This is a genomic window from Acinetobacter sp. 1294243 (assembly GCF_000588015.1).
GTDB lineage: Bacteria > Pseudomonadota > Gammaproteobacteria > Pseudomonadales > Moraxellaceae > Acinetobacter > Acinetobacter pittii.
In genome coordinates this window covers 96,888-122,968 of the sequence record NZ_JFXG01000005.1, presented here as the reverse complement: position 1 = coordinate 122,968, position 26,081 = coordinate 96,888, and the positions used below count along the sequence as shown (strand labels likewise).

The following is a 26,081-nucleotide window of genomic DNA, read 5'->3' as shown; positions in this document are numbered from 1 at the left end:
ATTCTGAAAAAAGCCCCCTTAATTTAAGGAGGCTTTTTTACTTACTTTAAAGGAAATAAAAGTGAATTAATTTCCTTTGCTCATTTGTTCAAGTTCATCCCAGCGTTCTAATTTTTCAAGTAATACCTCTTCAATTTCTGCGAGACGCTGACTTGCTTTGGTTGCTTCATCGGCATTACTGACAAACCATGAACCATCTGCCAGCTTGTCAGAAAGTTCTGCTTGTTCAACTTCCAGTTTCTCGATTTCGGCAGGAAGTTGCTCAAGTTCACGTTGGTCTTTATAACTCAGTTTGACCTTTTTAACATTACTTTGTGCTGCGGCTTTTTCAGCTTCGGCTTTTGCCTGAGCTTTTTTTACGTCAGACTTTTGGTCTACGACTTTATCATCTGGACGCTGCTGCAAATAGTCTTGGTAGCCACCAATGTACTCTGCAATATTACCTTTACCATCAAAGACCCAAGTTGATGTTACGACATTGTCCATAAATGCACGGTCATGCGAAATGAGTAATAGAGTACCTTTATATTCAGAAAGCATCTCTTCAAGTAGTTCAAGAGTCACCATGTCCAAGTCGTTGGTTGGTTCGTCCATCACAATCAGGTTCGATGGTTTAAGCAGTAATTTAGCAAGTAAAATACGGTTACGCTCACCACCAGAAAGGGCTTTTACTGGTGTACGTGCACGTTCAGGTGAAAACAAGAAGTCTTGTAGATAGCTATAGATATGTCGACGATTACCGTTTACATCAACAAAGTCAGAGCCTTCTGAAACGTTTGCCATCACTGTCTTTTCAAGGTCTAAGGCATTACGTAATTGATCAAAATAGGCTACTTCTAATTGTGTACCTGTCTTAACAGAACCACCGTGCTCGATTTCACCTAAAATGGCTTTAATTAACGTCGTTTTACCGACACCATTATCACCTACTAGGCCAATACGGTCACCACGCATGACTAGTGTAGAGAAATCTTTAATCAGTGGCTTATCATCATAAGATACACTTAGGTGCTCAATATCAAATACTAATTTACCAGAGCGATTTGCTTCTTGAGTCGCCATGCTCACTTTGCCTTGTTGTGAACGGCGAGCTTTCGATTCTTCACGTAAAGCTTTTAAGGCGCGCACACGGCCTTCGTTACGCGTACGACGAGCTTTAATCCCTTGGCGAATCCAAGCTTCTTCTTCAGCTAACTTTTTATCAAATAAAGCATTTTGTTTCTCTTCTGCTTCCATTTGCTGAGCTTTAAGCTCTAAATAACGTGAATAGTTGCCTTCGTAGCCACGTAGGATGCCACGGTCAAGTTCAACAATTCGAGTCGCAATGCTATCTACAAAAGAGCGGTCATGCGAGATAAATAAAAGTGTTAAATTATTTTGATCGAGTAGGAATTTTTCTAGCCACTCAATACTTTCAACATCTAAATGGTTGGTTGGTTCGTCTAGAAGTAATACGTCTGGCTGCGTTAAAAGAGCACGAGCAAGTAAAACACGGCGTTTACGTCCACCTGAAAGATCTGCCAAATCTGCATTTGGATCGAGTCCCATTTTACTTAACAGGGCATTGACCTTGTTTTCGAGTGCCCAGCCGTCGAGTTGGTCGAGCTTATGCTGTAGGTTGCCCATACGGTCACAAGCTTCCATATCTCCCAGCATACAAGCATCAGTTGCTTCATGATAAGCTCTGAGTACTTCGGCAGCTTCTCCTGCACCATCTGCGACAATGTCAGCAACCTTACCTGAATCCATTGGAACGTCTTGGGCTAACATTGAAACTGTTAAACCATTTTGAATGGAAACTTCACCAGAATCTGGTAATAGGCTTCCCTCGATCAGTTTAAGTAAAGTAGACTTACCTTCACCATTACGCCCAATTAAACAGACTCGTTCGCCACGTTCTAGATTAAAGTTCGCGCCATCGAGCAGGGCAGGTCCGCCAAAAGCAAGTTGGACATCCCTTAGGGTAATATAGGCCATAATGTTTTCCAGAATCTCAAATGAGGATTTAAATGACTAAACCACCATATCATGATGATCAAGCGTCATTTTCCGCACCCATTGAAGATTTGCAAGTGCGAATTACATTTTTGGATGATTTAGTTGAACAATTAAATCAACAACTCGCTATTCAAACTCAAGAAATAGCTGATTTGAAAAAACAAATGCAATTTCTTTATCAACGTGTGGAATCGTCGGATTTGTCAGAAGGTATTGCCCCTTTTGATCCATTAACGAATAAACCTCCTCACTATTAATAAAAAGGCAAGTTCGATACTTGCCTTTTTATTTGGGAATATTTTCAATTTTGTTTAAAAACCTTGTAAGACGATCTTACCTTTTGTTGTGCCACTTTCAATTTGCTGATGAACTCGTTTTAAATTTTCAGCATTAATTGGACTTATAACTTCTGTCACAGTTGTTTTGATTTTCCCTTCATCAACCAGCTTGCTGACTTCATTTAATAGTTCACTTTGTTTTACCATATCTTCGGTCTGAAACATTGAACGTGTAAACATAAATTCCCAATGCACAGATACAGACTTTGACTTAAACGGTTTGATATCTAACTGTTCAGGATCATCAATAAGCCCAAAACGGCCTTGCGGTGCAATCAACTCGACAATATCTGCTAAATGCTGATCTGTTTGAGTGGTTGAGAACACATATAAAGGTGCAGTTAAACCTAATTGCTTGATTTGGGCTGCTAAGGGGTGACGGTGATCTAACACATAATCTGCTCCAAGTTGCTTAACCCAGTCTTGAGTTTCTGCTCGTGAAGCTGTTGCAATAATTGTTAGGTTTGTCAGCTGCTTAAGAAGTTGAATGGTGATTGAGCCAACACCGCCAGCTCCACCAATCACTAATATTGTTGTGCTTTCTGGCGCTTTCTTTGGAACTTGCAGGCGATCAAATAACATCTCCCAAGCCGTGATTGCAGTTAAAGGGAGAGCTGCCGCCTCGGTTAATTCTAAAGTTTTTGGTTTATGGCCAACAATGCGTTCATCAACGAGTTGTAATTCGCTATTACTACCTTGACGATTAAGAGCACCTGCATACCAAACAATATCGCCAATCTTAAATTGAGTAACTTTGTCTCCAATCGCTTCAACTACCCCTACTGCGTCCCAGCCAAGCGTTTTCCACTGATTATTTTTAGGGCTTACATTCTTTCGAATTTTAGTATCTACCGGATTTACTGAGACAGCTTGTACACGAACAAGTAAATCATGTCCTTCAGCAATAGGAGCATTGAGTTCAATATCAACGAGTGCTTCTGGCGATGTAATGGGACCAGCTTTTTGATATGCCACAGCTTTCATAATTATCCTTCCTCTTGTTGAGAGTTTGATCATAACGTAAGCTTAAAATAAGTGACTACAGACAAATAACGCTCATAGTGTCAAAAAGGATACTGTAAAATGGCAAAAGTACGACATTCAAGTTTTGATTGCTCTCCGGGTTGTTCAGTGGAGGCGGCGATTAGTTTGATTGATGGAAAATGGAAATGCGTCATTCTTTGGCATTTATTTAATGAAGGCACCTTGAGGTTTAACGAAATTCGAAAGCGTGTTCCGAGCATTACCCAAAGAATGCTGACAAATCAGCTACGTGAATTGGAACAAGATGGAATTATTCATCGGGAAGTCTATCCTCAGGTACCACCTAAAGTAGAATACTGCCTGACTGATTTGGGACAAAGTCTTGAGAAAATTCTGTTTGCTTTAAAACAGTGGGGGGATGCTCATATTGACCAGTTTGGAAAGTTGACACTTGTTGATGGCCATCCGAATCCTTAATGATATTTGTGTCAGCTCATCGCAATTTGCACTGTGAAATCTGACTATTTTGAAGCTTGCCCCTGTATCGGGCATTATTTTTATGATGAAACTTGCGTTTTCTGGTCAGCTTATGCAACTCTAATAAAAGAGATTAATAGGTTTTGCTATGGACAATATGGGAATTTGGGTTACCGTTATCATTGTTCTTTTCGTACTAGGCTCCATTTTTGGTTTAAGAGTGAGCCCACGTGAAAAGGCACTTGGTATTATGCGTGATAAAGCTCGTAAAATGGGTTTACACCCGCGTGTAATCGTTGCACCTGAATGGACACATGTCCCAATGGCGACTGAAAAGCGTGCCAGCATGGTTGCTTATTATAGTGTATTGATTCCCGATGCCCGTTTATCTTTAATGCGCGCTCGCGTTGTAGACGGCAAATTAAAAGTGGTTCAGGGTGATGAGAAATTTAATGATTCTCCCATTGCATTAAAAGGGATTTATGCTATTGATATGCAGGCAAACTGTGTAGGGCTTTATTGGGATGAGGAATCAGACCTGAGAGCAACACAATTAGATGAGATGAAGGCTTATCTGTTGAACTTGGCTAAAGCCTGATTTTTAAATTTATTGGTATAGGAATAACATTTTATATGGCGAATACCTCGCGCTCTGCATCTCAAAGCACAGCATCTACTGCACCTGCTGCACATAAACGTGCCTTAGTGATTGTGGAGTCGCCTGCCAAAGCGAAAACCATCAATAAATATCTGGGTTCGCAATACATTGTAAAGTCTTCTGTAGGTCACGTGCGTGATTTGCCAACAGGTGGCAGTAAATCAACTGAGAAAAAGCCGGCTGCACGGACTAAACTCACTGAAGCAGAAAAAGAACAAAAAGCCAGTCAGGCTTTAGTTAATCGTATGGGGGTTGATCCTGAACATGGTTGGGAAGCTCATTACGAAGTTCTGCCAGGTAAGGAAAATGTTGTTGCTGAACTAAAAAAACTCGCCAAAGATGCCGATGCAATCTATCTCGCAACGGACTTGGATAGAGAAGGGGAAGCCATTGCTTGGCACCTAAGAGAAGTTATTGGTGGTGATGACAGTCGTTATCATCGCGTGGTATTTAACGAAATTACTAAAAATGCCATTCAAGAAGCATTTAAACAACCTACACGCCTAGATTTAAACCGAGTTAATGCTCAGCAAGCACGCCGTTTCTTAGACCGTGTTGTTGGCTTTATGGTTTCACCATTGCTGTGGGAAAAGATTGCCCGTGGTTTATCGGCAGGTCGTGTACAGTCTGTAGCAGTGAAACTGGTTGTAGAGCGTGAAAGAGAAATTCGTGCTTTTATACCAGAAGAATACTGGCAAGTTTTTGCAGATACTCAAGCCAAGAAAGATGACATTCGTCTTGAAGCAGTTAAGCAAGCTGGTAAAACCCTTAAACTGAAAAATAAAGCTGAAACTGATGCTTTATTGGATGTTTTAAAAGGTGCTGAATATAAAGTTGCACAGCGTGAAGATAAACCGACTAAGGTCAATCCAAGTGCACCGTATATCACTTCAACGCTGCAACAGGCTGCAAGTACACGTCTAGGTTTTTCTGTAAAGAAAACAATGATGCTAGCGCAGCGTCTATATGAAGCAGGTTTTATTACCTATATGCGTACTGACTCAACGTTCTTGAGTGATGATGCAGTAAGCATGGTACGTGCTCATATTGAAAGCCAATTTGGTGAGAAGTATTTACCTGCAAAACCAAACCGCTATGGTAACAAAGCTGGTGCTCAAGAAGCCCATGAAGCAATTCGTCCTTCTAATGTTGCGCTTACAGGTGACCAACTTGCAGGTGTAGAGCGTGATGCTCAGCGTTTATATGATTTGATCTGGCGTCAGTTTGTTGCTTGTCAAATGACTCCAGCAGAATATTTATCTTCAACTTTAACGGTTGAAGCTGCTGATGTTGAATTGAAGGCAAAAGGCCGTACGCTTGTATTTGATGGTTTTACACGAGTGCGTGGTGCCAACAAGTCTGATGACGATATTATTTTGCCTGCAATTAAAGTAGGCGAAATTTTAAAATTAGAGAAGTTAGACCCAAGTCAGCACTTTACTAAACCACCTGCACGTTTTACTGAAGCTTCTTTGGTTAAAGAACTCGAAAAACGTAGTATTGGTCGTCCTTCGACTTATGCAGCTATTATTTCTACGATTCAAGAACGTGGCTACGTTAAGTTAGAAAACCGTCGTCTTTTCGCCGAAAAAATGGGTGAAATTGTCACGGATCGTCTTGATGAAAGTTTCAATAACTTGATGAACTATGCATTTACAGCAGACCTTGAGGGGCAGCTCGATAAAGTTGCAACAGGCGAGCGTAACTGGAAAGAGTTACTTGATACTTTCTACGGTGACTTCAAAAAACGTCTTACTAATGCTCAGGGCGAGCACGGAATGCGCCGTAACCAACCGGTTGAAGTGCCAGCAGTACATTGTCCTGAATGTTCACGTCCAATGCAGATTCGTACAGGTACAACAGGCGTATTCTTAGGTTGTTCTGGATATAACTTGCCGCCTAAAGAGCGTTGTAAAGGTACTTTGAACTTAACACCTGTTGAGTCCTTAGCTGCTCTTTCTGATGATGATGGTGCTGAAACCGCAGACTTGATGTCAAAACATCGTTGTGCAAAATGTGGCACAGCCATGGACAGCTATGTAATTGATGGTGGTCGTAAACTACATGTATGTGGTAACAACCCTGATTGTGACGGTTTTGAGCTTGAAGAAGGCGAGTTCAAGATTAAAGGCTACGATGGACCAACCATTCCGTGTGATAAATGTGATGGTGAAATGCAGCTTAAGACTGGCCGTTTTGGTCCGTATTTCGCTTGTACAAGCTGTGACAATACTCGTAAGGTCTTGAAAAGCGGTCAGCCTGCACCTCCACGTGTAGAACCGATCAAGATGGAACATTTGCGCTCAACAAAGCATGATGACTATTTCGTGTTGCGTGATGGTGCTGCTGGTCTGTTTTTGGCCGCAAGTAAATTCCCGAAAATTCGTGAAACACGTGCGCCAAAAGTTGCGGAATTGCGTAGTGTTGCTGCTCAGCTTGATCCTAAATATCAATTTATTTTACAAGCACCAGACGTGGACCCTGAAGGTAATCCGACAGTTGTGAAATTCAGTCGTAAGAATCAATCACAATATGTAGGTTCGGAAACTCCAGAAGGCAAACAAACCAAATGGAGCCTAATTTATCAAAATGGTAAATGGGTTGAGGGCTAATTAAGTCCACAATAAAAAATGCTAGCTCAGCTAGCATTTTTTATATCTAAAACAATAAAAGAAAATTTTAAATGCATGGGGAAAAAGAATGTGGAAAAACATTCGAGTTTTATGTTTGTTAATTATTTTATTGATTGTTGCTGTTCAGGCATGGCGAGATCAAAACCAAGACTGGAATCAACCTATTGTTGTCGTTTTACATCCTATTAATGCAGATGGTTTGCAGACAACAGAGAGCTATATTCATCAGTTGCAATACACTGATTTTGATAAAATAAAAAATTATTTAGGAGAATGGTCGCAGCATTATCGTGGTCAATCAGGAAACTTTGTAATTCGTTTAGGCCAGCCATTACAGCAACGACCTCCTGAGGTTCCTCAAAATGCCAATATCTTTCATGTGATGTGGTGGAGTTTAAAGTTCCGTTTTTATGCATGGCGACATCAACAATCTGAAGATAATGGGGCATCACTTAAACTCTATTTAAATTATTACGATCCCCATTATCAAAAAGTTTTGATCCATTCGACTGCTTTGGAAAAAGGTCGTATTGGTAGTGTGAATTTATTTGCGACCAACACACAAGCTTCCCAAAATCAGGTCGTGATTGTTCATGAGCTATTACATGGCTTTGGGGCACAAGACAAATATGATTTAAAAACTGGTCAACCGCTTTATCCTCTAGGTTATGCGTACCCTGAAAAAGAGCCTTTATATCCGCAGACTGACGCTGAAATCATGGGTGGTCGAACACCATTATCCGAGCAGAGCAGTAAAATGCCGAATGGTTTACATGAAACAATAATAGGTTTACCTACAGCTCAAGAAATTGGTTGGGTGAAATAAAATTGTGGATAAATACTGCTTTATCCACATTAATTGATAAGAAACGATGCAGATTTTATACAGACAAAAAATGTGAAGTACATCACTATTATTGGGTAGGTGAAATTCTAATACCTGATAATAAGAGTGGCCATGATGAAAACTGTCGGTAATGATTTGGTACGTAATCAGTTACATGCTGATCGTAAGTGGTATTTGATATTAGGCTTTGTGCTTATTGGCTTTGGTCTGATTTTGTTTAGTTCATTACCATTTGCGACCTTTTCTGTCGTTTTTTTATTTGGAATACTCATGATGGTCGGAGGTGTTTTACATCTTGTTGCGGCTATTAGTGTTTTAAAAGGCGCAAGCCGATGGTTATGGGCACTGTTTGGTGTACTTTATTTAATAGCTGGTTATTACGCTTTTTCTACTCCTGTAAAAACAGCGGTAGTTTTAACAAGCTTACTATCGATTGCACTTATCATCGCTGGGACTATACGTACAATAAACGCAATTTTACTTAAGCCAATTACGGGCTGGGGTTGGACTTTATTCTCCGGATTATTAACACTCGCTACAGGTATTTTAATTTTGGTTTCTAAAGACTCACCTTTTTGGGTGTTAGGAATGTTCCTTGCTATTGATATCCTATTTCAAGGAATTAATTTTCTAGGTTTGGCTTCTGCGATTAAGCACCTACCATCTAGTTCAAAAACAATATCTTAAATAAGAAAATTGAATCAAAGAGCACTTTAGGTGCTCTTTTTGTTTTTAGGGCGAGCAGACGCATCTATGGTTGGGTCTGTTAAACTATGTCTTGGTGTTTTAGCGATATGTGTTATGAGTCTTGCAAAATTAATTAATGAACTAAATGCTCAGCAAAAAAAAGCAGCCACGACATCTGCGCAGAACTGTTTAGTTTTGGCGGGTGCTGGTTGTGGCAAGACAAAGACAATTGTTGCACGTGCCGCCTATTTAATTGATCAAGGCTTACCAGCGAATCAAATCCAGATTTTAACTTTTACTCGACGTGCTGCGAGTGAGATTGTTGCAAGGGTAGAGCAGCATGTAGGAGCACAGGCAAAGGGCCTAAGAGCTTCGACTTTTCATACTTTTTGTATGTATTTACTGCGCCGTAATCCACAAGCTTTTGGCTTAAATCAATTTAGTATTATTGATCGCGATGATCAGTTACTGATGTTCCGTTTATTAAGAGGTAAAGACAAAGATAATGTTTTACCTAAAGCGGCAGAGCTGTGTGATTTATATTCCTATGCAAGAAATACTCAAACCAAGCTTTCTGAAGCACTGCTTAAGCAACTTCCAGAAGCCTATGAGCACAAGGCACAAATTGCTGAGTTGATGAAAACTTATGAGCAACGTAAAAGAGAGCGTAATTTTTTAGATTACGACGATATCTTGTCGATTGTGGCTGTTCATTTACAAAACTCAGAAGCGTTGATCAATTGGGTAGCGGGCTTTTGTCAGGCATTGCTAGTTGATGAAATGCAAGATACAAACCCTTTGCAATGGGCTTTGTTACAGCCCTTAATTGGTAAAGTGAAGTTATTTTGTGTGGGTGATGATGCGCAGTCCATTTATGGCTTTCGTGGTGCAGACTTTGAAAATATTCATTCTTTTAAAGAACGAATACCCGATGCAGAAGTACTTACACTGGCTTTAAATTATCGCTCGACCCAAGAAATTCTAGATTTATCAAATTGGTTGTTGGCACATAGCCCAATCGATTATCAAAAACAGCTACAAGCGCATCGTGGCCAAGGGCAAAAGCCACAGCTACATTTGTTTGGTAATGAGTTTGAAGAAGCAAACTGGATCGCACAAGATTTAATAACACGCCATCAGCAAGGTGCAAACTGGCATGACCACATGGTGTTAGTCCGTTCTGGCTATAGTGCCCGATATCTAGAAGGGGCTTTTATTGCTGCTGAAATACCTTATCGTTTTATTGGCGGGGTAAAGCTTCTTGAGTCGGCCCATGTAAAGGATGTGCTCAGTCTCTTACGTATTGTGAGTAACCCTCACGATGATTTGGCTTGGATGCGCTTTTTAACCTTATGGGATGGGATTGGCGATGTTGGAGCGAGTAAGTTAGCCCAAGAACTGATGGGAATTGTTGATGTCGAGGAGCGCTGTCAGCGACTTGAACGCCATGGCAAGGTACCACTACAAGCGATTTTAATTTTAAAACAGCTAGATGTATTACAGCAGCATGTTGAGGTAAGTATTGGCTTGGCTCTTGATGCTTTAGGTGAACAGCTAGAGCAAAATTATAAAACTAAAGATTGGTCGCGTCGTTTAAAAGACTTTGATTTGGTTAAGCAACTTGCACGAAAGCATGCGTCGTTAGGTGAATTCCTTGAGGAATATGTACTTGAGCCGATTTCAGTTTCTGAAATTGAAAAAGCTGCTGATCAAGATTTAGTAACTTTAATTACGATTCATTCAGCTAAGGGTGCCGAACAGAAAGTTTGTTATGTACCTCACGTATCGCCAAATCAATATCCTTATGCAAGGGCTCAGGGTGATTTTGATGATGTTGAGGAAGAACGCCGTGTGCTATATGTTGCCTTAACGCGTGCTGAAAATGAATTAATTTTGACGAAGCAAAACCTTAATACGTGGTCGCAAGACACTTATGATGAGCAAGGTCGTAAAGTTGAGAGTTATTTCTTAAATGATCTGCCTGCACACTTGGTTCAAGCAAAAATTCATAGGCAAGTACCTCAGCAATTTACTAAAAAACAATGGAACAGATCTCCTGCAGTAAATTTAGGTTTTGGTATCGATCTGGACTAAACTACTGTATAAGACGCTGTGATTACTTAAATGTATATTGGCCCTCCCTTTTATTGCCAATTAAGGTTAGAAAATGAAAATATTAGTTCGTAATTTAGATCGTGCTGTAAGTGAAGCTGAAGTTTTAGAGTTGTTTAAGGCATATGGTAAAGTTGATACATGTGTTCTGGTGACTGATAAAGACACAGGTAAATCGAAAGGCTTTGGTTTTGTTGAAATGCCGAATCCACGTGAAGCGATTAAGGCAATTAAAGGCTTAAATACGCTTAAAGTTAAAGGCTATGGAATTCGAGTTAAAGCAGCCGAAGAATAAGTTTTTCTGATGAAAAGACAATTTTTAGCTCTCTCGATTGTAACGCCCAATGGTATTCGTATTGCTGAAGGTATCAAAACACTTGAAGTGCGTTCATGGGTGCCTACGCAGTTACCAGTGAAAGATCTATTAATTGTCGAAAACCAGAACTTTCTGATTAAAGATACTGATGAAGAGGAAGGAGTTGCTGTCGCTTTAGTTGATGTCGACTCTATTCACCCTTGGCGAAATGACGAGGTCAATTTAGCCTGTGCATCTGCTTGGAGTGAAGGCTATTTTGCTTGGGTCTTAAGTAATGTTCGTCCTATAAAACAGCCAGTGAAAATTTTAGCTAAACGTAAAATTTATCAAGTTGAGCTGGATTTACCATAAATAACGTTGATTTTATCAATGGAGTCGTTAAGCTAAGAATAGCTATTGCAATGGCGATTTTAGAACAGGAAAGTTTAGTTATGTCACGTGTTGCTCGTTATCATGCCGATCGTACCAATCAGAAGCTCTATTTTGCACGTCTAGCGTGTCAACAGGCAGAGCAGACCGATCATGTGCAGCAGGTACAAGCTTACCGTGAAGCAGCTGTATTTCATTTACATGGCGCAATGTTAGCGTTCTTACAAGAATTGGTACGTTATTACCGTTTAAATGATTTGCAACCCACCTTAAAATCTATAGAGGAACATATGGCGGCAAAAGGGCAGGTTTCTCCTGAAGTGTCCGTTTTGCAGCAATTGGCAAAAGATGGTTTTGTTGCAGAGTTAAAACGAGCTTATCGTATGTGCCAATACGCCCCAGAACCAAAAGAACCGACTCCGGAAGAAGAGACTTCTTCTAACCTCATTATTAAAGTGACACAAGGGCCTCAGTCTTGGTTGCCAGATGTTAAAATCTTGCGTGAATGGCATCGAGAATTAAGTCATTTAATTGATGGTTTTCGTAACGAAATGGTCGAGTTCTAAAATTAAACTGCCTAGATGCTTGAAATTTAGACTAGGTGTGCCTATATAAATAAGACAAGAGATGCAAAGTGCAAGGGTGCTTTGCCACCATGTTGAAACATGGAGGAAGTATATGTCTATACAGCAATTGAAAGAGTTATTTGGAAATCAAGAAGCAGTGTTGGAATTAGTTCAACTCGAAGGTGGTGAACTCGCCTTGCGTAATGCAGGTTCTGAGAATGAACCCTTGGTTAAAATTCAATTTAGCGATGAAGTCAAAGCAATCTTGGGTGAGCAGACTCCAGTTGTTGCTCAGCATATGATTCAGGCTGCATTGTTTGGACTGTTGGAAAAGCAGGTAAACGAGTGGCAGGCTGAGGTATTAGACGAACAGCCTAAATTCTTGAGTTAAAAAAAGCGTACTCTTGAGTACGCTTTTTATATGGAGTTAATGAACCGTTGACTGATGAGCAAGCTCGATCTGATTTAAGATGTGGTGGCTCATATTCTTTGCCATTTCTTCTTTTGCATAGAACACCTCTCCAATATTTTCGTCACGGATAACCGCTGCTTCTTCTTTGCTTTCCGCGCAAATTAATACCTGAATTTGTGGGTTTAATTGCTTGGCAATCGCCACAATACGGTGAATATCTAAAATATCCATAGGTGAGATTACTAAGAGTCGTGCATGCATGATATGTGCTTGAATTAAAACACTCGGTTCAGTAGCAACACCACTCACAGCAGCAATATTTGCATTACGTAGTTTTTCTACGATTTCACGATTCTCTTCTGCAATAACGACTTTAATATTCTCATTAATTAAATTTTCAGTAATACGTCTTCCCACACCGCCATATCCCACAATCACAACCTGATCACGTAAGTAAGCTTGATCAACTTCATCGGGTAACATTGCTAATGGGTCACCACTACGTTCAAGCAGTAGAGCTAAGTGAGAGCGTTCACGAATCCAGCGTTGTACAGGCTCAATGGCTGAGAAGATGAAAGAGTTAAGCGTAATTGAAAATAAAGCGCCAGCTAGAATTAAATTCTGAGCTTCTAAGCTTAATAGGCCTAAAGAAACACCGAGTGTCGCCAAAATAAATGAAAACTCACCAATCTGTGCAAGGCTTGCCCCGACTGTTAAAGCTGTATTGATTGGATAGCGGAAGAATAAAACCAGTGCCATTGCAGCAAGAGTCTTACCCACCATAATAATCGCGATAACAGCTAAAATATGGAGCGGACTCTCCACAAGAATATGTGGATCAAACAGCATACCCACAGAAACGAAAAATAAAATCGAGAAAATTTCACGTAGAGGAAGAGTTTCTTCTTCTGCACGATGGCTAAAGTCTGATTCTTTAACGACCATACCCGCAAAGAATGCGCCTAAAGCCATTGAAACCCCAAAGATGGCATAAGAGCCGTAAGCAATCGAAACAGCAGCAGCGACGACAGTCAGCGTAAATAGCTCTCTTGACCCTAACCGAGCAACGAATTGAATAATAATAGGTACAACACGCTTGCCTACAATAAGCATAAAGGCAATAAAGCCAATCACTTTTAATAAAGTTATTCCAAGGGTTAACCAGATATTTCCGTCTGCACCTGCTGGTGCTTTTCCACCGAGTAAAACAGCTGTAGCCGGAAGAAGTACTAAAACCAGTACCATCACTAAGTCTTCGACTAACAGCCAACCCACAGCAATTTTGCCGTTAACTGAGTCTAAAAGACCTCGGTCTCCTAATGCTTTTAATAATACAACCGTGCTCGCACACGATAGACTTAAGCCAAAAACGAGTGCAGACCCGAAACTCCATCCCCATAGCATTGAAACGCCAATACCAAGTAAGGTTGCAACAGCGATCTGTAAAATTGCGCCAGGCAAGGCAATACGACGAACTAGTAATAAGTCTTTTAATGAAAAGTGCATCCCTACACCAAACATCAGGAACATGACCCCGAGTTCTGCAAGCTGGTTGGCAAGGTGGATATCTGCTTCTATACCCGGTGTATTTGGGCTAATAATAATTCCGGCAATTAAATAGCCGATAAGAGGGGGGAGTCGTAATCGGGCTGCAATATAGCCAAAAATGAGGGCAACGCCGAAACCAACAGCAAGTAAAATAATTAAATCTACGTCATGCGGCACTAAAAACTCCTTTTACGTGAGTTAGGCTAAAAACAAGCATAAAAAATGCCAAGGCGGAATGTAGAGAAAGTTTAACAAAAAGGTGGGTATAAAAAAAATGCAAAAAAAAACGACTTCATAAAGAAGTCGTTTTTTTCGAGGCTAAAATTATTTGATTTTAGCTTCTTTGAAAATCACGTGTTGACGGATTTTTGGATCAAATTTTTTGATTTCCATTTTTTCCGGCATAGTACGTTTGTTTTTAGTCGTGGTATAGAAGTAACCTGTACCAGCTGAAGAAACGAGGCGAATCTTATCACGCATTGCTCAGACTCCTTAGATCTTTTGACCTTGAGCACGAAGGTCTGCAACAACCTTTTCGATACCCAATTTGTCAATAATACGCATACCTTTAGTGGTTAAACGAAGACGTACAAAACGTTTTTCGCTTTCTAACCAGAAACGGTGGTGGTGCAGGTTCGGCTCGAACCGGCGCTTGGTTTTGTTGTTGGCGTGTGAGACGTTGTTACCAACGACTGGACGCTTGCCGGTAACTTGGCAAACCTTAGACATGGTGTAACTCCATTGATTCAGCCAACAGCAAATCTGTGGCCAGTCATACTAAATGTAAACGGATGAATTCATTCAAGGGGCGTTTTATACCAAAAATACGATTAAAAGACAAGCGAAATTGGTAAAAACGAGGCATGATTTAGTATAACAGATCATGCCTTGATCAGTTAGCGCAACAAGGTTTTCGAAATGAAACGATGAATCGGCTTATTGAACGGTGGAAGAATGTATTTAAGGCTATAAAGTTTTGGATTTGACATCACCGAACGCTCATGAGAAAGGCTAAAAAAGCCCTCTGGTCCGTGATATTTACCCATACCTGATGCGCCAATTCCGCCAAACGGTAAATCATCTTGTGCAACATGGGTAATCACCATGTTAATTCCGAAATGCCCTGAATGGGTGTGTTGTGCAATATAGTCAGCACGCGCTTGATCATAGTCAAAATAATACATCGCTAGAGGACGTGGACGACTATTAATGAATTCGATGACTTCTTCTATTTGGTCATATTCTAAAATCGGTAGAATAGGCCCGAAGATTTCATTTTGCATAATATCCATTGCGGTCGTCACACCAGTGACTAAAGTTGGCGCAATTTTACGGACATCATCTAAAATTTCATTTTGCGGATTAATTTCAACAATACGTGCACCTTGATCACGGGCATTTTCAAGATAACCCTGAATGCGGTTGTACTGTTTATCATTAATAATAGAAGTGTAGTCTTGGTTGTTTCGGAAATGAGGGTACATTCCAGCTACAATCAATTTAAAGTTTTCGATGAACTCGGCAGTTTTGCCTCGTGGTAAGAAAATATGATCCGGCGCAACACAAGTTTGTCCTGCATTCCATAATTTACCTACAGCAATACGCTGGGCAACATCTTTCATGTCCATAGATGCATGCACAAGAGCAGGAGATTTTCCGCCTAACTCGAGAATTACTGGAACTAGGTTTTGAGCTGCGGCTGCCATCACTGTTTTACCAACAGAAGTTGAGCCTGTGAAAATCATTTTGTCAAAAGGCAAATGACTAAACGCATCTGAAATAATGCCACCACCATTTACCACAGCAACTAATTCTTGTGGAAATGCTTCTGCCAATGCACTTTCAAGGACACGTCCAAAGTTTGGTGAGGCGCTAGAAATTTTGATCATGGCATGGTTGCCTGCAGCTAGTGCACAGATCAGAGGTCCAACTGAAAGTAATAATGGGTAATTCCATGGTGTAATAATACCAATCACACCCATAGGCTGATATTGTACCCAACCTTTTGCTGGCTGATGTAATACACTGATGTGGCGTTTTGATGGTTTCATCCATGCAGTCAGATGTTTACTGTAATACTTGATTTGTTCCAAACTCGTGAGTAGTTCACCAATTTTTGTTTCCATAACTGCACGATTGCCATAATCAAGGTTAATTGCTTCGGCAATCTGATCTTGATATTTTACCAAGACTCTTTTAAGACGAGCTAAACGATCAATACGCTCTTTAGCAGTGGGTACCGGATGACGTAAATAAGCGAGCTTTTGTTGTTCAAGCAAATCATGTAAATGCTTAACATCATAAGGAAGCTGAGTCTCTGGATTTGTTTTTGTTTGACTGTTCATCGGTACTTACCAAATATACTGATATACTTATTTTTTAGAGTAAATACTCTAAATAGTCAAGTCGGTTTATGTGTTTAAGTCTTAACCATGTGAATTATTAAAGGTTATTAAAATGTCTCTACCTAAAGCTCTGAAGACAAAAGACCGGATTTTACAAATCAGTTTGCAGCTTTTTAACGAGCGAGGTGAACGGTCGGTTACAACCAATCATATTGCTGCGGAGTTAGGTATTAGTCCTGGAAACTTGTATTACCATTTCCGGAATAAGCATGAAATTATTAAAGAATTAATGTACCAATATCAGGTTGAGACTTTGGACATGCTTTCTTTACCTGAAGACAGACCACTAACGACCAATGATAAAATTAACTATTTTCAAGTATTAAGTGGTCAACTCTGGAGTTACCGTTTTATACATCGTGATGTCTATCATTTAGTTGAAAGTAACGAAGACTTTAAAAAGATTTATCCGCGTTTTGCGGGGCAGGTCATGCAGCAAGGGCAAAAAATTTATCAAGCCTTTGTCGATGCTGGTCTTATGAAAATGACGCCATCTGAAATTGAAGCGCTCATTATTAACTTATGGATTGTATTAACAAACTGGACAAACTTTTTATATATGTCTGGTCACATTAGTGACAATAACCACTTAGAAGAAAAATGGGTTTGGCAGGCATTACGTCAAATGGTTTTCCTTGAAGGTCCTTATCTTATGGGGGAAAGCCGAGCAACTTACGAGCAGTTGCTTGATTCACTGGGGCCTTCTGATCTATTCGCCAGCTTGTCGTCGTTAAAAGATGAATAGTTGTACTTGCCTATTTAGAGCGCTAGAATACTCGGCTTATTAAAAATTTGACTCAATTAAGTGATATTAACCAAATGAATATGACCACTGCCAATACAGCCCGTTTACTGATTACTTGTGAAGACAAGCCTGGGATCGTACAGGCTGTATCGAGCTTTTTGTACCACCAAGGTGCAAACATTACCGCGCTTGACCAATATGCGACGGAAGCTCAGGGTGGACGTTATTTCATGCGTGTTGAGTTTGAACTTGATCATTTACAGTCACGTAAAGATGCATTAATTCAAACATTTGCTGCCAACGTTGCTGAGCGTTATGGCATGCAATGGCGTCTTGCTTTCGTAAATGAAATTAAAAAGGTTGGTATTTTAGTTTCTAAAGTCGACCATGCTTTACTTGAGTTATTGTGGCGTCATGCACGTGGGTCGTTACCTTGTGAAATTACACACGTGATTTCTAACCACGAAGATTTACGTGAATCTGTTGAGAACTTCGGTATTCCATTTACTGTAATTAAAGTAACTAAAGACAATAAAGCTGAAGCTTATGCACAAATTGATGAAATGATGCAGGGCAATGACTTATTAGTTCTTGCACGCTACATGCAGATTTTAAGCGAAGATTTTGTTGCGAAATGGGAAATGAAAATCATTAATATCCACCATTCTTTCTTGCCAGCTTTCGTGGGTGCCAACCCATATAAACAAGCTTATGAAAAAGGTGTAAAGTTGATCGGTGCGACAGCTCACTATGTGACGGCTGATCTAGACCAAGGTCCAATTATTGAGCAAGACGTTGAGCGTGTAAGCCATGACTATAATGTTGAGCAACTTCGTGAGCTAGGTGAAGATGTTGAGCGTAATGTATTGGCTCGAGCAGTAAAATGGCATTTAGAAGACCGTATTATTGTTGATGGTAATAAGACGGTTGTTTTTTAAATAACGTTTATTTTAAAAAAGCACGCTTCATGCGTGTTTTTTTATATCAAAAAAAATATTGAAATGATATAACATAACAAAATTGAATGAATTTATGGTAGGATTCGATCTCTTCATAGTGAAATTAGCCTAACTATATAAGTTAGATTAAACATTTTGTGAACAAGAGATATGCGTTCATGTAACTATGAGAAAACAAAAGCAAAGACACTCAACTGATACAAATTAGTGATATTGAGCAAATGTTTTTCTCAAAAAATAGTTGCAAATGAAAACACTTCTCATTTATTATTGTGGCACTTTATTGTTCTATCCGATGTTTGAAATCGTTTCTACAAATAGAAATCTGAAATCATCATCCATTAGGTAATTAGATTCTTATGAGTCAATCTTCCGCAGCCTTAAACTCTCCCAATCCGATGAAAAAGAAAGTCATCACGGCACTAATTGCGGTTGCAATTGGTCATATCGGGGTCTTATGGGCGGTCAGCCATATTAAGCCTGCTGAATTAAAGCCAATCGAGAAGAAGCCTTTACAGGTACGTTTCGTAAAAATTCAAGAGCAACCAAAACCACTACCTCCTAAGCCAAAGGAACAGCCTAAAAAGCCGGAACCTAAGAAAGAGGTAAAAGAAGTTAAAGTTGTTGAAAAACCTGTGACACCACCTAAAAAAGTGGAAAAAATTCAACAGGTGAAAAAAGCTGAAACACCAAAAGAAACAGTAAAGACAGAACCTAAAGTTGAAACCAAAGTGGTAACGACAACTGTTACTGAAAAAGTTATCGAAAAACCAAAACCAGTGGTACAAGAAGCGCCTAAAGCTCAACCTGCCCCAGATCCATCACCGAAACGCGTTTCAATTGGTGGTTCGGGTGTACAGTGGAGCCGCTCGCCACGTTTAACTGTTTCTTCAAAGGATTTACAAGGCGAAGCACGCTCTGTCATGGTACTCATTGAAGCCGATGAAAAAGGCAAAATTATTAATGTACGAGTGACTAGAAGTAGTGGTATTTCAAGTCTAGATGACAAAGTAGTCCGTGCTGTTCGCGGTGCGAAATTTAAACCTTATATGGAAAATGGTGTTGCTTATCCAATTAAAGCAGAGCAACCCTTTGATTTAACCCCTTAAATGAATTTGAGTCCCAACGGCTAACCTTAATCAGGAGTTCAATATGAACTTTTCAATCTATTGGCAACATGCAGATGCAGTGAGTAAAACCCTGTATTTCATCTTATTGGCAATGTCGATTGCTACCTGGACAGTTTTCATCTTACGTTTGATGGGGACTCGCCAGCTAAAACAACAAGCTTATGCTCAACTTTCTCAGGCTATCACTTCGCTAAAAGCAAAGTTACAACCGTTGAGTTTTGAACAGCGTAAAGCGGTTGCAGAGCAGGCATTACTTCGTCAGATTTCTGCTGAAAAAGCCAATGCTGATAAAGGTATTTCTGTTTTAGGAACAATTGCTTCAATTGCACCATTCGTAGGTTTGTTTGGTACTGTTTGGGGTATTTTCCATGCACTTGTTGCGGTAGGTAAAAGCGGACAAGCAGGTTTGGCTCAAGTGGCTACACCAGTAGGTGAAGCACTTATTATGACTGGTCTTGGTCTTGCAGTTGCGATTCCAGCGGTATTGGCTTATAACATTTGTGTACGTGCAAACCGTGGTCTTGCTCACGACTTACAAGACCAAGCGCACAGCTTGTTAATTGACACGATGTTGCAGCAAGACTCAACTGTAAAGTCTGATGTTAAAACTGCACAGCAAAGTTACGTTGGAGGTCAAGCTTAATGGCTTTTCAATTGGGTGAAGACCACGATAGTGGCATGAATGAGATGAATCTCATTCCGCTAATCGACATTATGTTGGTGTTAATGATCATCTTTTTGGTCACAGCAACAGTTGCCAACCCATCGATTCCATTAACGCTTCCTAAAACAACTGCTGAAATTATTGATCCACCACCAAAAGCAATTACGATTAGTATCAATGCAAATGGTGAAGTGGCTTGGGATACTCAAGTAATTAGCCTAGATGAGCTTCAAAAACGTTTTCAAGAAGCAGGTCAAGGCGATGTTAAACCAACAGTTCAACTTCGTGCTGATAAAGAGTCGAAGTACGATACTGTTGCTCAGGTAATGTCTCGCGCCAGTGAAGCCGGACTGAGCGATATTGCCTTTGTAAGTGAAAACTAAAATTTAGTTTACTCAGTAAAAAAGCAACCAAACTGGTTGCTTTTTTATTGCTCTGATTTATTGATCTTTCATCAGATGCTGGAATTTACTATATAGCTTGAGCAGCTTTGGTGGAATCGCAAAGTTGCAATAACCTTGTGAAGGATTCTTTGCATAGTAATTCTGATGATATTCTTCTGCTGGATAGAATGTCGGAACAGGGGACAGCTCAGTCACAATATCAAGATCGTCATTTTTTAGAGTCTGAATCGTGTGTTCCGCTGCCTGCTTTTGCTCTTCATTATAATAGTAAATAACAGAGCGGTATTGTGTGCCGATATCATTACCTTGGCGATTTAAAGTCGTTGGATCATGAGTCGCAAAGAACACGTCGAGTAACTGGGAGTAAGTTACTTGCTCTTCATCAAAGTCGACTAAGATCACCTCAGCGTGCTGGGTGTCTCCTTGACATACTTGCTCGTAGGTAGGGTTAGTGGTGTGTCCACCTGCATAACCACTAGTTACTTTTTCTACACCGCGTATTTGTAAAAATACAGCTTCGACGCACCAAAAACAGCCGCCGCCAAATAATGCCTGTTGCATTGTTTTTCCCTCTATTTCCTGCCTATTACAATAGGGTTTATGTATTTAAAATACAAAGTAAAGCATGTATAAAAAAGTAAAGAAAAGTGCATTACTTATTTCATTTAGCTTTAGGTAAACCTTGTCGAACGATTTGAGAGAAGTGTTGACTACTCTGATCTGAAAGCTGTTCAAAATTTTCAGTACGTGGGTTGATATGCGCAATTTGATACCACTGTTTTAAACTGATATTTTGATTAAGTGCTTTAAGGTCATATAAATAATTAGGTAAGTAACCCGAAGCGATTAGACGATAATCTTTAGGAAGTTCATAGGGGTTAATCGCTTGAACCATATCAAAAATTAAAGTTGTACAGTTACTCGTAAGTGTGTTATACCACTCTGGCTTCTTGCGCAGCTCATCCGATTTCTTAAGATATTCTAAAAATAGCGCTTTTTGCTCGCTACGCGGCATATTGACTGGGAAATTATAAACCTGCTCTTTGCGGATGTTACTGCGCGTGTAGACAATATCTTTTTCATCAGAAGCAATTAAGCTCAGTTCATATTTTCTAAAAAAACCGCCAATTGCCGAAAACTCCTCAGTCTTTTCTTTACGAATCTCGATTGAGAAGACTAGTGGTTGTTGGTGTGCAAATTCGAAACTTACCAGTGTGTGAGCAATTTGTGGTCCCATCCAGTAAGAAGTAATGATATTTACTCCATTTAACTGGTTGAGGTCAAAAGTGCGGGTTTCCCATCGCACATCATAGGTTCCGTCAGGATGCCAGTTGAAGTTACGAACATTGTGCAAAGTGATCACATCACCGTGCTTTTCGTAACTCAGTATATTGGCAACTTCAGGGTTCCAGTCTCGATCTTGACGTGCAGTAATCGAAAAATACCAAACAAGAGAGCAGGCAAACGCTAAAAGATAAATCAGGATATCGGTACGGCGGCTAATAATATGACCTTCAACATATAAGCCAGCCATGCTGAGTGCAAAAGCAATCCATATGCCAATGAGTATGCGGCTGCCTAACCAGCCAAAAGGTTGTTGAACCCAAAGCGCTACGCATACCCAAATGCTAGAGAACACAATAAACAGCGTGAATAAACTATGTAATAGCCCAAAAAGTAGAGCAGTAATAAATTCACGTGTTCCGATATTGTGCATAGGCATCCATAAAATTATTTTTTATAAGTGGCAAACTCGAATGAAGTTCCTGATTTTTCATCAACATGCTGTTCACTTGCGGTTTTATGAAACTCACTTGGTATTGTTGGATAATGTGCATCACCTTGCACATCTAAGTCAACATGAGTAAGTTCAAGACGGTCTGCAATCGATAAGGTTTGCTTGAATATCTCGCCCCCACCAATGATGAATAAAGCTTGTTTTTCGGTATTCTTTACATCTTCTAAAGCTGCGTTTAAAGCATCTTCAATTGAATATGCAACTTTAACACCGTCAAATTGCCAGTTAATGTCACGGGTAATTACCCAGTTCACACGGTTTGGTAGAGCACGGCCCATAGACTCAAGTGTTTTACGGCCCATCACGACCACACCGCCTTGTGTGATTTCTTTAAAATGTTTTAAGTCGGCAGAAATATGCCATGGCAACGCATTGCCTTTACCAATACAGTGGTTTTTGTCCATTGCCACAACGTGGACAACTTCTACATTTTGCCATGCCATAATCTTATTCTCTAAACCGTAATCTAATGAAATTTAAGCCTTTGTTATACTGCAACTGGTGCTTTAATTGCCGGATGTGACTCGTAACCTACAATCTCGATATCTTCAAATTTGAAATCAAATAAGTCAGTTATTTCTGGATTTAGTTTCAATTGGCATAACGGTAAAGGCTCACGTGTCAATTGAAGTTTAGCTTGTTCAAAATGGTTGGCATAAAGATGTGTATCACCACCAGTCCAGACAAAATCACCTACACCTAAACCGCACACTTGAGCAATCATATGGGTGAGTAGAGCATAACTCGCAATATTAAAAGGCACGCCTAAGAACACGTCAGCACTACGTTGATAAAGCTGGCATGACAACTTGTTGTCTTGTACGAAAAACTGGAAGAGCGTATGGCAAGGCGGTAAGGCAACTTGTCCAGCTTCATTTGGGTTCCAGCCAGAAACAATTAAACGGCGTGAATTTGGATTGGTTTTAATTTCATTAATTAACCATTTAATCTGGTCAAAACCATCTTGGTTATAAGAGCCGTCTGCATTTTTAGTTGCGCCGAAATTACGCCATTGATGACCATAGACTGGTCCAAGTTCATGCTCTGGACGGCCAAAGCGAGCAGTTTGTTCTGCTGTTGCCCATTCGTCCCAAATTGAAACTTTATTGTCTTTTAGGTATTGGACGTTAGTGTCGCCTTTTAAAAACCAAAGCAACTCAATCACAATCGAGCGGAAGTGAACTTTTTTGGTAGTGAGTAAAGGAAAACCTTTAGAGAGATCAAAACGCATTTGATGACCAAATACAGAACGGGTTCCTGTGCCTGTACGGTCGCCTTTGTCACCGCCATTATCAAGGATATGTTGTAGTAGGTCTAAATATGCACGCATAACACTCTCGAGTTCGGATTAATTCCATAATATAGAAAGGGGGAGATAGCTCAGAAGATAAATAATTACTCAATAGAGCTGCTTCATCATGAACCACTGAAGATGATACCTGTTGTAGCTCAAGATGAAAATCTAAAATTAGTTCTAAGATATTTTTGCTGAATGTGTTTAGTTAAATCTTTTAGCACGATTTTGATAAATCGAAACAAGAAAAAAGCCAACCAGTACAAAGCCTAAAGCTTGTATGAGATGAATCCATTTATGCTGAAAAGGGAGCAAATACATCAAAATAATAATGATCAAAATAGGATAGATTTTGATTAAAACTCCCAAGCTTGATTTGCCTGATGTGTTGTTTGAAAGTTTGGTATTCAAGTAATGCTCAATATGTAAACCAAATCCGAAAATAAGGCTGAGTATTGTATAAATAGGAGGTAAGGGCTGAACTTGATTAGCAGCATAAACTGCAACACAAACAACGATAATGAAGATAAGTTTGATGTGACGTGGTGCGTTGTACCAATAAGCCAACATATATTGAGCCTATTTATTAAAAAGTGATTGAGGTGAAAAAATAAAAGCTGCAAGCGCCATAAAAGCGATTCCTTGAACACCCCAGATCAGCAAGTTCGGCATTGTTTTAACAAAAATAAGTGCAAATAAAAGAGCGATAGGTATCCACGTCAGCAGGCGATAAAGTAGGCCAGTTGGATTTTTTTGAGCAAAATGCAATTTAAAATAGCGACAGATTAAAAAAATAACCCCAGTCCCTGTAAACATTAGAATGGTATCTAAAGGCAGTGGTTGATACTGATATAACCCAATACAGATCAAAAGTGTAATAATTAAAATTACTAATTTTTTAAATGTCGGGACTTGAGTGTTAAACCAGAATTCCAGCATGTCGTATCTTCATTTTTTGGAGAGTAAAAACTGTAGCATAAAAAAGAAAAGAGGAGCCGAAACTCCTCTGATTTATCATATTAACTGTTCTTTTGTGGGCCCCAGTCATAGATTTTCTTTTGGTAGGCATACCACATCATCCAAAGGCCAATTAATAGCATTGGAACGGTGAGGATCTGACCTTTAGTCATCCAGCCAAATAGAATAAAGCCTTGGTCGGCATCTGGTTGACGGAAGAATTCCATTACGAAGCGTGCAACACCGTAGCCCATTAAAAATAGGGCAGAAACCGCCATGCGTGGACGTGGTTTTGAACTAAACCACCACAAGACAATAAATAGGATTAAGCCTTCACAAATTGCTTGATAAATTTGTGATGGATGGCGTACCAGTTGTAATGGATCAGTTGGGAAGATCATACCGAATGGATAATTTGGGTCAGTTACTGCACGACCATATAACTCTCCACCAATGAAGTTACCAAAGCGACCAAACATTAAGCCAGTCGGTACACATGGGGCGATAAAGTCGAGGGTTTGGAACCATGTTTTTTGATATTTTTTACACCAAAATAACATCGCAATCATGACGCCTAAAAAGCCGCCGTGGAAACTCATACCACCTGTCCAGACTTGGAATAACCAAATCGGATTTTCAAGGAATTTATCAAACTCATAGAAAAGGACATAGCCGACACGACCGCCCAGAACGACACCTAAAGCACCGTAAAACACCAGATCGGAAACCATTTCTGATGTCCAGCCATCACGCTGTTTGGCACGGTAGGAAGCAAGCCCCCAAGCACATAAAAATGCCAATAAATACATGAGTCCATACCAATGGACTTGAAGAGGTCCTAGATGTATTGCGACCGGATCGATATTAGGATAGGTCAGCATTGCTGCTCCTTGATCTTACGTTTTGACAGATTGTAGCGGAATGATGTGAAAAATGTTGTACATTCAATGTGTAAAGATAGGGAATAAGAAAAGATGTGTATTGTGGCTTTAGCATGGCATGTTCTGGATGATATGCCCTTATGTCTTATGTCAAATCGGGATGAGTTCTACCATCGACCAACAGCTTTATTACATCAGTGGCAACATACACCGATTATTGCTGGGCAAGATTTACAGTCGGGTGGGACTTGGATGGGCGTTACACCTCAAGGCCGATGGGCTGTCTTGACCAATTTTAGGGATGGACGAGATCAGAAATCATATGAAACCTCTCGGGGGCATTTAGTTCAGGCTTTTTTAGAGTCAGATTTATTGCCGATTCGATTTGCTCAACAATTAGAACAGCAGCAACAGAACTTCGCTGGCTTTAACCTGTTTATGGGAAATGCTGATCAAGCGGTTTATATGAGTAACCGTGGTGAAGCCCCGCAAGTATTAGCAAATGGTGTTTATGTGGTTTCAAATGGTTTGATGTCTGAACATTGGGAAAAAACCAGACATTTAAGAACACGTTTTACGCAAGAGTTTTTGCCTATGCTTCAGCACCAGACGGAAGAGTTAACTTTGCAACATGCTGCATGGGATATTCTTGAAGATGAACGTAAGGTCACAACGGCATTATTACCCAATACGGGCATTCAGCCAGAAATGGAAGAGTTATTATCATCGACTTTTATTCAAAGCCCTGTGTATGGCACACGTTGTTCAAATTTTTTAAGAATGACCAATAACGAATGGCTTTGGTTGGAAAAGACCCAACAAGGCGAGCATGGTGGGCAAATTGTTCAGCAACAGGTTCTCTTAAATCGATGATAATAAAAATGCCGATCAATTGACCG

29 protein-coding genes and 1 pseudogene are annotated in these 26,081 nt (G+C 40.0%); 17 read left to right on the top strand and 13 right to left on the bottom strand.

Annotated elements, in window-relative coordinates; genetic code table 11:
• Window positions 1-66: 66 nt before the first annotated feature.
• Window positions 67-1,977 carry an ATP-binding cassette domain-containing protein gene (locus J655_RS12380; protein WP_002114959.1) on the bottom strand — a complete coding sequence of 637 codons (1,911 nt, stop codon included), beginning with the start codon at window positions 1,975-1,977 and terminating at the stop codon, window positions 67-69.
• 32 nt (window positions 1,978-2,009) lie between these two features.
• On the opposite strand from J655_RS12380, the gene J655_RS12375 reads away from it, so the two are divergent.
• The gene (locus tag J655_RS12375) at window positions 2,010-2,255 is read left to right on the top strand and encodes a SlyX family protein (protein WP_002115104.1); all 246 of its coding nucleotides are present in this window, start codon (window positions 2,010-2,012) and stop codon (window positions 2,253-2,255) included.
• A gap of 54 nt (window positions 2,256-2,309) precedes the next feature.
• Here the strand turns inward: J655_RS12375 and J655_RS12370 are convergent, their stop codons facing one another.
• Complete coding sequence (locus J655_RS12370) at window positions 2,310-3,320, bottom strand: zinc-binding alcohol dehydrogenase family protein (RefSeq protein WP_005079189.1); 1,011 nt, start codon at window positions 3,318-3,320, stop codon at window positions 2,310-2,312.
• Between the two features lie 99 nt (window positions 3,321-3,419).
• Here J655_RS12370 and J655_RS12365 point away from each other — a divergent pair, with 99 nt between their 5' ends.
• The 10 genes from J655_RS12365 to J655_RS12320 all read left to right on the top strand — a co-directional run bounded on the left by J655_RS12365 (window position 3,420) and on the right by J655_RS12320 (window position 12,376).
• Window positions 3,420-3,797, top strand: a complete 378-nt coding sequence (locus tag J655_RS12365) for a winged helix-turn-helix transcriptional regulator (RefSeq protein WP_005079187.1) — start codon at window positions 3,420-3,422, stop codon at window positions 3,795-3,797.
• Between the two features lie 148 nt (window positions 3,798-3,945).
• The gene (locus J655_RS12360; RefSeq protein ID WP_002114763.1) at window positions 3,946-4,395 is read left to right on the top strand and encodes a hypothetical protein; all 450 of its coding nucleotides are present in this window, start codon (window positions 3,946-3,948) and stop codon (window positions 4,393-4,395) included.
• Window positions 4,396-4,430: 35 nt separating this feature from the next.
• The gene (gene topA / locus J655_RS12355; protein ID WP_005079182.1) at window positions 4,431-7,067 is read left to right on the top strand and encodes a type I DNA topoisomerase; all 2,637 of its coding nucleotides are present in this window, start codon (window positions 4,431-4,433) and stop codon (window positions 7,065-7,067) included.
• Between the two features lie 88 nt (window positions 7,068-7,155).
• Complete coding sequence (locus J655_RS12350) at window positions 7,156-7,914, top strand: hypothetical protein (protein WP_005079175.1); 759 nt, start codon at window positions 7,156-7,158, stop codon at window positions 7,912-7,914.
• 126 nt (window positions 7,915-8,040) lie between these two features.
• Window positions 8,041-8,622 (top strand): HdeD family acid-resistance protein, encoded by a 582-nt coding sequence (locus J655_RS12345; RefSeq protein WP_081403791.1) that lies wholly within the window; start codon window positions 8,041-8,043, stop codon window positions 8,620-8,622.
• Between the two features lie 114 nt (window positions 8,623-8,736).
• The gene (locus J655_RS12340) at window positions 8,737-10,716 is read left to right on the top strand and encodes an ATP-dependent helicase (RefSeq protein WP_025465505.1); all 1,980 of its coding nucleotides are present in this window, start codon (window positions 8,737-8,739) and stop codon (window positions 10,714-10,716) included.
• A 73-nt stretch (window positions 10,717-10,789) separates the two neighbouring features.
• Window positions 10,790-11,029 carry an RNA recognition motif domain-containing protein gene (locus J655_RS12335; RefSeq protein ID WP_002115113.1) on the top strand — a complete coding sequence of 80 codons (240 nt, stop codon included), beginning with the start codon at window positions 10,790-10,792 and terminating at the stop codon, window positions 11,027-11,029.
• Window positions 11,030-11,038: 9 nt separating this feature from the next.
• Entirely contained in the window at window positions 11,039-11,401 is a 363-nt protein-coding gene (locus J655_RS12330) for an ASCH domain-containing protein (RefSeq protein WP_005079172.1), read from the top strand.
• A gap of 80 nt (window positions 11,402-11,481) precedes the next feature.
• Window positions 11,482-11,985, top strand: coding sequence for a DUF6586 family protein (locus tag J655_RS12325; protein WP_005066079.1), 504 nt, complete (start codon window positions 11,482-11,484; stop codon window positions 11,983-11,985).
• A gap of 112 nt (window positions 11,986-12,097) precedes the next feature.
• Complete coding sequence (locus J655_RS12320) at window positions 12,098-12,376, top strand: hypothetical protein (protein WP_002114792.1); 279 nt, start codon at window positions 12,098-12,100, stop codon at window positions 12,374-12,376.
• 36 nt (window positions 12,377-12,412) lie between these two features.
• Here the strand turns inward: J655_RS12320 and J655_RS12315 are convergent, their stop codons facing one another.
• From J655_RS12315 to J655_RS12300, 4 genes are all read right to left on the bottom strand, one after another.
• Window positions 12,413-14,122 carry a cation:proton antiporter gene (locus J655_RS12315; protein WP_032052423.1) on the bottom strand — a complete coding sequence of 570 codons (1,710 nt, stop codon included), beginning with the start codon at window positions 14,120-14,122 and terminating at the stop codon, window positions 12,413-12,415.
• Between the two features lie 147 nt (window positions 14,123-14,269).
• Window positions 14,270-14,425, bottom strand: a complete 156-nt coding sequence (gene rpmG, locus J655_RS12310) for a 50S ribosomal protein L33 (RefSeq protein ID WP_001205031.1) — start codon at window positions 14,423-14,425, stop codon at window positions 14,270-14,272.
• A gap of 12 nt (window positions 14,426-14,437) precedes the next feature.
• Window positions 14,438-14,674: a 50S ribosomal protein L28 gene (gene rpmB / locus J655_RS12305; RefSeq protein ID WP_000048256.1), complete on the bottom strand. Its 237-nt coding sequence runs from the start codon at window positions 14,672-14,674 to the stop codon at window positions 14,438-14,440.
• Window positions 14,675-14,841: 167 nt separating this feature from the next.
• Window positions 14,842-16,290 (bottom strand): coniferyl aldehyde dehydrogenase, encoded by a 1,449-nt coding sequence (locus J655_RS12300; RefSeq protein ID WP_005079169.1) that lies wholly within the window; start codon window positions 16,288-16,290, stop codon window positions 14,842-14,844.
• A gap of 112 nt (window positions 16,291-16,402) precedes the next feature.
• Between J655_RS12300 and J655_RS12295 the strand changes: the two genes are divergently transcribed.
• From J655_RS12295 to J655_RS12275, 5 genes are all read left to right on the top strand, one after another.
• On the top strand, window positions 16,403-17,095 hold the full coding sequence (locus J655_RS12295; protein ID WP_005066087.1) for a TetR/AcrR family transcriptional regulator: 693 nt from the start codon (window positions 16,403-16,405) through the stop codon (window positions 17,093-17,095).
• 74 nt (window positions 17,096-17,169) lie between these two features.
• Window positions 17,170-18,033: a formyltetrahydrofolate deformylase gene (gene purU / locus J655_RS12290; RefSeq protein ID WP_005066088.1), complete on the top strand. Its 864-nt coding sequence runs from the start codon at window positions 17,170-17,172 to the stop codon at window positions 18,031-18,033.
• Window positions 18,034-18,413: 380 nt separating this feature from the next.
• Window positions 18,414-19,163: an energy transducer TonB gene (locus J655_RS12285; protein ID WP_005079167.1), complete on the top strand. Its 750-nt coding sequence runs from the start codon at window positions 18,414-18,416 to the stop codon at window positions 19,161-19,163.
• 43 nt (window positions 19,164-19,206) lie between these two features.
• On the top strand, window positions 19,207-19,827 hold the full coding sequence (locus tag J655_RS12280; RefSeq protein WP_001011664.1) for a MotA/TolQ/ExbB proton channel family protein: 621 nt from the start codon (window positions 19,207-19,209) through the stop codon (window positions 19,825-19,827).
• Window positions 19,827-20,231, top strand: a complete 405-nt coding sequence (locus J655_RS12275) for an ExbD/TolR family protein (protein ID WP_000885432.1) — start codon at window positions 19,827-19,829, stop codon at window positions 20,229-20,231. The genes J655_RS12280 and J655_RS12275 overlap by 1 nt, the downstream gene beginning before the upstream one ends.
• Window positions 20,232-20,288: 57 nt before the next feature.
• On the opposite strand, the gene msrA is transcribed toward J655_RS12275, so the two are convergent.
• The 7 genes and pseudogenes from msrA to lgt all read right to left on the bottom strand — a co-directional run bounded on the left by msrA (window position 20,289) and on the right by lgt (window position 25,182).
• Window positions 20,289-20,813: a peptide-methionine (S)-S-oxide reductase MsrA gene (msrA, locus tag J655_RS12270; RefSeq protein WP_004794799.1), complete on the bottom strand. Its 525-nt coding sequence runs from the start codon at window positions 20,811-20,813 to the stop codon at window positions 20,289-20,291.
• Between the two features lie 100 nt (window positions 20,814-20,913).
• A complete protein-coding gene (locus tag J655_RS12265; protein WP_005079166.1) occupies window positions 20,914-21,969 on the bottom strand; it encodes a DUF4105 domain-containing protein in 1,056 nt (351 codons plus the stop codon).
• 14 nt (window positions 21,970-21,983) lie between these two features.
• Window positions 21,984-22,493, bottom strand: a complete 510-nt coding sequence (locus tag J655_RS12260) for a dihydrofolate reductase (protein ID WP_002114723.1) — start codon at window positions 22,491-22,493, stop codon at window positions 21,984-21,986.
• Between the two features lie 44 nt (window positions 22,494-22,537).
• On the bottom strand, window positions 22,538-23,380 hold the full coding sequence (thyA, locus tag J655_RS12255) for a thymidylate synthase (protein ID WP_017482022.1): 843 nt from the start codon (window positions 23,378-23,380) through the stop codon (window positions 22,538-22,540).
• Between the two features lie 146 nt (window positions 23,381-23,526).
• Window positions 23,527-23,914: pseudogene (locus tag J655_RS12250) on the bottom strand (hypothetical protein); the annotation flags it as partial.
• Window positions 23,915-23,923: 9 nt separating this feature from the next.
• The gene (locus J655_RS12245; protein WP_002115133.1) at window positions 23,924-24,283 is read right to left on the bottom strand and encodes a hypothetical protein; all 360 of its coding nucleotides are present in this window, start codon (window positions 24,281-24,283) and stop codon (window positions 23,924-23,926) included.
• 80 nt (window positions 24,284-24,363) lie between these two features.
• Window positions 24,364-25,182, bottom strand: a complete 819-nt coding sequence (gene lgt / locus J655_RS12240) for a prolipoprotein diacylglyceryl transferase (RefSeq protein ID WP_005066098.1) — start codon at window positions 25,180-25,182, stop codon at window positions 24,364-24,366.
• A gap of 93 nt (window positions 25,183-25,275) precedes the next feature.
• Here lgt and J655_RS12235 point away from each other — a divergent pair, with 93 nt between their 5' ends.
• Window positions 25,276-26,055: an NRDE family protein gene (locus tag J655_RS12235; protein ID WP_005066100.1), complete on the top strand. Its 780-nt coding sequence runs from the start codon at window positions 25,276-25,278 to the stop codon at window positions 26,053-26,055.
• Window positions 26,056-26,081: the final 26 nt, after the last annotated feature.

Coding starts and splice junctions, on each gene's coding strand:
- J655_RS12380 (WP_002114959.1), bottom strand. CDS start 1,977: ATGGCCTATATTACCCTAAGGGATGTCCAACTTGCTTTTGGCGGACCT.
- J655_RS12375 (WP_002115104.1), top strand. CDS start 2,010: ATGACTAAACCACCATATCATGATGATCAAGCGTCATTTTCCGCACCC.
- J655_RS12370 (WP_005079189.1), bottom strand. CDS start 3,320: ATGAAAGCTGTGGCATATCAAAAAGCTGGTCCCATTACATCGCCAGAA.
- J655_RS12365 (WP_005079187.1), top strand. CDS start 3,420: ATGGCAAAAGTACGACATTCAAGTTTTGATTGCTCTCCGGGTTGTTCA.
- J655_RS12360 (WP_002114763.1), top strand. CDS start 3,946: ATGGACAATATGGGAATTTGGGTTACCGTTATCATTGTTCTTTTCGTA.
- topA (WP_005079182.1), top strand. CDS start 4,431: ATGGCGAATACCTCGCGCTCTGCATCTCAAAGCACAGCATCTACTGCA.
- J655_RS12350 (WP_005079175.1), top strand. CDS start 7,156: ATGTGGAAAAACATTCGAGTTTTATGTTTGTTAATTATTTTATTGATT.
- J655_RS12340 (WP_025465505.1), top strand. CDS start 8,737: ATGAGTCTTGCAAAATTAATTAATGAACTAAATGCTCAGCAAAAAAAA.
- J655_RS12335 (WP_002115113.1), top strand. CDS start 10,790: ATGAAAATATTAGTTCGTAATTTAGATCGTGCTGTAAGTGAAGCTGAA.
- J655_RS12330 (WP_005079172.1), top strand. CDS start 11,039: ATGAAAAGACAATTTTTAGCTCTCTCGATTGTAACGCCCAATGGTATT.
- J655_RS12325 (WP_005066079.1), top strand. CDS start 11,482: ATGTCACGTGTTGCTCGTTATCATGCCGATCGTACCAATCAGAAGCTC.
- J655_RS12320 (WP_002114792.1), top strand. CDS start 12,098: ATGTCTATACAGCAATTGAAAGAGTTATTTGGAAATCAAGAAGCAGTG.
- rpmG (WP_001205031.1), bottom strand. CDS start 14,425: ATGCGTGATAAGATTCGCCTCGTTTCTTCAGCTGGTACAGGTTACTTC.
- rpmB (WP_000048256.1), bottom strand. CDS start 14,674: ATGTCTAAGGTTTGCCAAGTTACCGGCAAGCGTCCAGTCGTTGGTAAC.
- J655_RS12300 (WP_005079169.1), bottom strand. CDS start 16,290: ATGAACAGTCAAACAAAAACAAATCCAGAGACTCAGCTTCCTTATGAT.
- J655_RS12295 (WP_005066087.1), top strand. CDS start 16,403: ATGTCTCTACCTAAAGCTCTGAAGACAAAAGACCGGATTTTACAAATC.
- purU (WP_005066088.1), top strand. CDS start 17,170: ATGAATATGACCACTGCCAATACAGCCCGTTTACTGATTACTTGTGAA.
- J655_RS12285 (WP_005079167.1), top strand. CDS start 18,414: ATGAGTCAATCTTCCGCAGCCTTAAACTCTCCCAATCCGATGAAAAAG.
- J655_RS12280 (WP_001011664.1), top strand. CDS start 19,207: ATGAACTTTTCAATCTATTGGCAACATGCAGATGCAGTGAGTAAAACC.
- J655_RS12275 (WP_000885432.1), top strand. CDS start 19,827: ATGGCTTTTCAATTGGGTGAAGACCACGATAGTGGCATGAATGAGATG.
- msrA (WP_004794799.1), bottom strand. CDS start 20,813: ATGCAACAGGCATTATTTGGCGGCGGCTGTTTTTGGTGCGTCGAAGCT.
- J655_RS12265 (WP_005079166.1), bottom strand. CDS start 21,969: ATGCACAATATCGGAACACGTGAATTTATTACTGCTCTACTTTTTGGG.
- J655_RS12260 (WP_002114723.1), bottom strand. CDS start 22,493: ATGGCATGGCAAAATGTAGAAGTTGTCCACGTTGTGGCAATGGACAAA.
- thyA (WP_017482022.1), bottom strand. CDS start 23,380: ATGCGTGCATATTTAGACCTACTACAACATATCCTTGATAATGGCGGT.
- J655_RS12245 (WP_002115133.1), bottom strand. CDS start 24,283: ATGCTGGAATTCTGGTTTAACACTCAAGTCCCGACATTTAAAAAATTA.
- lgt (WP_005066098.1), bottom strand. CDS start 25,182: ATGCTGACCTATCCTAATATCGATCCGGTCGCAATACATCTAGGACCT.
- J655_RS12235 (WP_005066100.1), top strand. CDS start 25,276: ATGTGTATTGTGGCTTTAGCATGGCATGTTCTGGATGATATGCCCTTA.